This is a genomic window from Blastococcus sp. KM273129, from assembly GCF_021698995.1.
Lineage (GTDB): Bacteria > Actinomycetota > Actinomycetes > Mycobacteriales > Geodermatophilaceae > Blastococcus.
In genome coordinates, this window is sequence record NZ_SSXB01000146.1 from 1,871 (window position 1) to 5,199 (window position 3,329).

The following is a 3,329-nucleotide window of genomic DNA, read 5'->3' on the forward strand; positions in this document are numbered from 1 at the left end:
CCCCGCCGGTGACGGGGGAGCGGCTCGCCCAGCAGGCCCCGCCGGCCTCCGGCGGGCGCGCCGGTGCCGGGGGCGGCCTCACCGTGCCCCCGCTGCCGCCCATCCAGGGCTCCGCGGGCAACGGCCGCCGACCGCTGTCGAACGAGGACTTCGAGGAGGAGCTCGACATCCCGGAGTTCCTCAAGGGCTGAAGGACCCCGCCCTCCTCATCCCTCGCACGCTCGGGACGAGCCTCTGGGCGGGGCCGCCACGCGCCGGGCACGTATCGTCTGGCGCGATGAGCAACGAACCGGCCGCTCCGTCGGAGGTACGACCCCGCAGGGTCGTCACCGACCGGCGGGGCGGCCGTTCCCGTCCGCCCTACGACTCCTTCAACCTGGGCTCCCACGTGGGGGACGATCCCGGTGACGTCGCCGCCAACCGGGCCCGCGTGGCGCGGGAGCTGGGCGTGGGGGAGGACCGGCTGGTCTGGATGGACCAGGTGCACGGCACCGGCGTCGCGGTCGTCGACGGGCCGCAGGACGGGCCGGTGGCCGGCACCGACGGGCTGGTCACCGCGACCCGTGGACTCGTCCTCGCGGTGCTGGCGGCCGACTGCGTGCCCGTCCTGCTGGCCGACCACCGGGCCGGTGTCGTCGCGGCCGTCCACGCCGGGCGCGAAGGCGTCCGCAAGGGGGTGCTCCCGGCGGCGCTGTCGGCCATGGCGAGCCTCGGCGCCCGGGCCCGGGACGTGACCGCGCTGCTGGGCCCCGCCGTGTGCGGCGCGTGCTACGAGGTGCCTGCGGAGATGCAGCACGAGGTGGCGCGGATCGCGCCCGCCGCCGCGGTCCCCACCCGGGCCGGCACCACCGGCCTGGACCTGCGGGCCGGGGTCGAGCAGATCCTCCGGCGCGCCGGCATCCCGGAGGTGGTCCAGGACCCCCGCTGCACCGCCGAGGACCCCGCGCTCTTCTCCCACCGGCGCGACGGCGTCACCGGCCGCCAGGCCGGCTTGGTCTGGCTCGCCTAGGAGGCCACCCTTCCCCCGCACCGCGCAGGCTCGCGTCGGGACCCTGCACGGGCGCCGGTCGCTGCGGGGACAATCCAGGCCGTGAGCCGGCTCGCCGACAACCTGCGCGCGGTGCGCGCCCGCATCGACCGGGCCGCGCGGGCCGCCGGGCGCGACCCCGCGACCGTGCGGCTGCTGGCCGTGAGCAAGACCTGGCCCGCCGACGACGTGCGGGCGCTCGCGGCGCTCGGCCAGCGGGCGTTCGGCGAGAACCGGGTGCAGGAGCTGCTGACCAAGGCCGGCGAGCTCGGCGACGTCGACGTCCGCTGGCACTTCGTCGGCCAACTGCAGCGGAACAAGGCCGCGGCGGTGGCCCGCACCGGGGCCGTCGTCCACTCGCTGGACCGTGCCGCGCTCGCAGCGACGCTGGACCGGGCCGGTCAGGAGGCCGGCCGCCCGGTCGACGTGCTGATCCAGGTCGACCTGGGCGGCCCCGAGGGCGAGGCCGCCGCGCGCGGTGGGGCCGCGCCGGCGGAGGTGCCCGCGCTCGCGGACGCCGTGGCGTCGTCCGCCGGTCTGCGGCTGCGCGGTGTCATGGCCGTCGCGCCGCGGGGGGAGGAGCCCGGGCCCGCCTTCCACCGCCTCGCCCGGGTCGCCGAGCGCCTGCGCGCCGACCACCCCGGGGCGGTCGAGATCTCGGCCGGCATGAGCGGCGACCTGGAGGAGGCGATCGCCGCGGGCGCCACGCTCGTGCGTGTCGGAACCGCGTTGTTCGGCGACCGCCCCCTACCCTGCGGTGAGTTCGAGCAACACCAGCCACGCGAGTCACAGCAGTCGCACCCGCCGCTCCGGGAGCGGTCGGACGGGGACGACGAGCCGACGACCGGGCAGACGCGACGCTGAGGACACCAGCAGAGGGGGAGGTCCGATGGCTGGAGCCATGCGGAAGATGGGGATCTACCTGGGGCTCGTCGAGGACGACGTGCCCCGCGGCTACGGCCGGTACGACGCCCGCCCGTCCGACGAGCTCGAGCACGACCGTCGCTACGGCCGCTACGACGAGGACCGCTACGACGAGGACTTCGCCGACACGGGCTACGCCGAGGACGGCTACGCGGACGACTACGCCGACGACGTCCCCGCGGTCCCGCCCGCCCGCGACCCCGAGCCGCTCTCGGTCCGCCGCGTCCAGGCCCGCCCGCTCGGCCTGGCCCCGACCGGTGCGGGCGCGGCGGGCTCCACCGCCTCCCGCGTGCTGAGCACCAGCAGCGGCCCCGTGGCCGCGGCCGGCCTCGCGATGCGCGAGCCCGTGGCCGCCGCGCCCGCTCCCGAGCCCGAGCCCGAGGCGGCGCCCGCCCCGGCGGCCAAGAGCTACCAGGTCGTCACGCTGCACCCGCGCACCTACAACGAGGCGCGGACCATCGGCGAGCGGTTCCGCGACGGCATGCCGGTCATCATGAACCTCACCGAGATGGACGACGCCGACGCCAAGCGGCTCGTCGACTTCGCTGCGGGCCTGAGCTTCGGACTGCGCGGTAGTATCGAGCGCGTCACGGCGAAGGTGTTCCTGCTCAGTCCGCAGGACGTCGCCGTCACCGCTGAGGACAAGGCGAAGATCCGCGAGGGCGGGTTCTCCGAGAAGTCCTGAGCGGCGCGCAGTGGAGTCGGCACCGGCTGGTGCCCTGATCGAGCGGGGCCCGTGTCTCTTTTCTGGCAGATCGTCTCGTCGGTGCTGCTCGTCTTCCTCGTGCTGCTCTTCGCGCGGTTCGTCGTCGACTGGGTGATGGTGCTGGCGCGCAGCTGGCGGCCGTCGGGTGCGGTCGCGGCCGGTCTCGAGATCGTCTACTCCACCACCGACCCGCCGCTGAAGGCGGTGCGGAAGGTGATCCCGCCGTTGAACCTGGGGTCCATCCGACTGGACCTCGGGTTTATGGTGCTGCTGATCGCCGTGGTGGTCCTCCGGAACGTCACGCTCGCACTCGCATGACAGCTGATACCCCCCGGGTCAGAGCCGTCGGACGGTGGCGCCGCGCCACCGCTCCCACCACGTCCCTGTTCCCGCCGTCCGACCTGAGGTGACCTGCGATGCCACTCACGCCTGCCGACGTGCACAACGTCGTCTTCAAGAAGCCGCCCATCGGCAAGCGGGGCTACGACGAGGACGAGGTGGACGCCTTCCTCGACGTGGTGGAGGCCGAGCTGGCCCGCCTGATCGAGGAGAACAACGAGCTGCGGTCCAGCGCCGGCCGGGCGGGTGCGCGCGCCTCGGTCATCAGCCGCTCGCTGTTGGTCTTGGCGCCGCTGAGCATCTGCTCGGCCTGCGTCTTGGCCTCGTTGACGT

The 3,329-nt window shown here is 74.9% G+C and carries 5 protein-coding genes and 1 pseudogene; all 6 read left to right on the plus strand.

Translation table 11 applies throughout. The features are described from left to right. A pseudogene (locus tag E9565_RS21615) lies at window positions 1-191 on the plus strand (cell division protein FtsZ); the annotation flags it as partial. Window positions 192-277: 86 nt separating this feature from the next. Beyond that, the gene (gene pgeF / locus E9565_RS21620; RefSeq protein WP_236828237.1) at window positions 278-1,009 is read left to right on the plus strand and encodes a peptidoglycan editing factor PgeF; all 732 of its coding nucleotides are present in this window, start codon (window positions 278-280) and stop codon (window positions 1,007-1,009) included. An 81-nt stretch (window positions 1,010-1,090) separates the two neighbouring features. After that, window positions 1,091-1,891: a YggS family pyridoxal phosphate-dependent enzyme gene (locus E9565_RS21625; RefSeq protein ID WP_236828238.1), complete on the plus strand. Its 801-nt coding sequence runs from the start codon at window positions 1,091-1,093 to the stop codon at window positions 1,889-1,891. Window positions 1,892-1,916: 25 nt separating this feature from the next. Next, window positions 1,917-2,636, plus strand: a complete 720-nt coding sequence (locus tag E9565_RS21630) for a cell division protein SepF (RefSeq protein ID WP_236828239.1) — start codon at window positions 1,917-1,919, stop codon at window positions 2,634-2,636. Window positions 2,637-2,687: 51 nt separating this feature from the next. After that, window positions 2,688-2,975 carry a YggT family protein gene (locus E9565_RS21635; protein ID WP_091934897.1) on the plus strand — a complete coding sequence of 96 codons (288 nt, stop codon included), beginning with the start codon at window positions 2,688-2,690 and terminating at the stop codon, window positions 2,973-2,975. A gap of 98 nt (window positions 2,976-3,073) precedes the next feature. Then, window positions 3,074-3,329, plus strand: a 256-nt coding sequence (locus E9565_RS21640; RefSeq protein WP_236836699.1) for a DivIVA domain-containing protein, incomplete at its 3' end; no start/stop codon positions are given.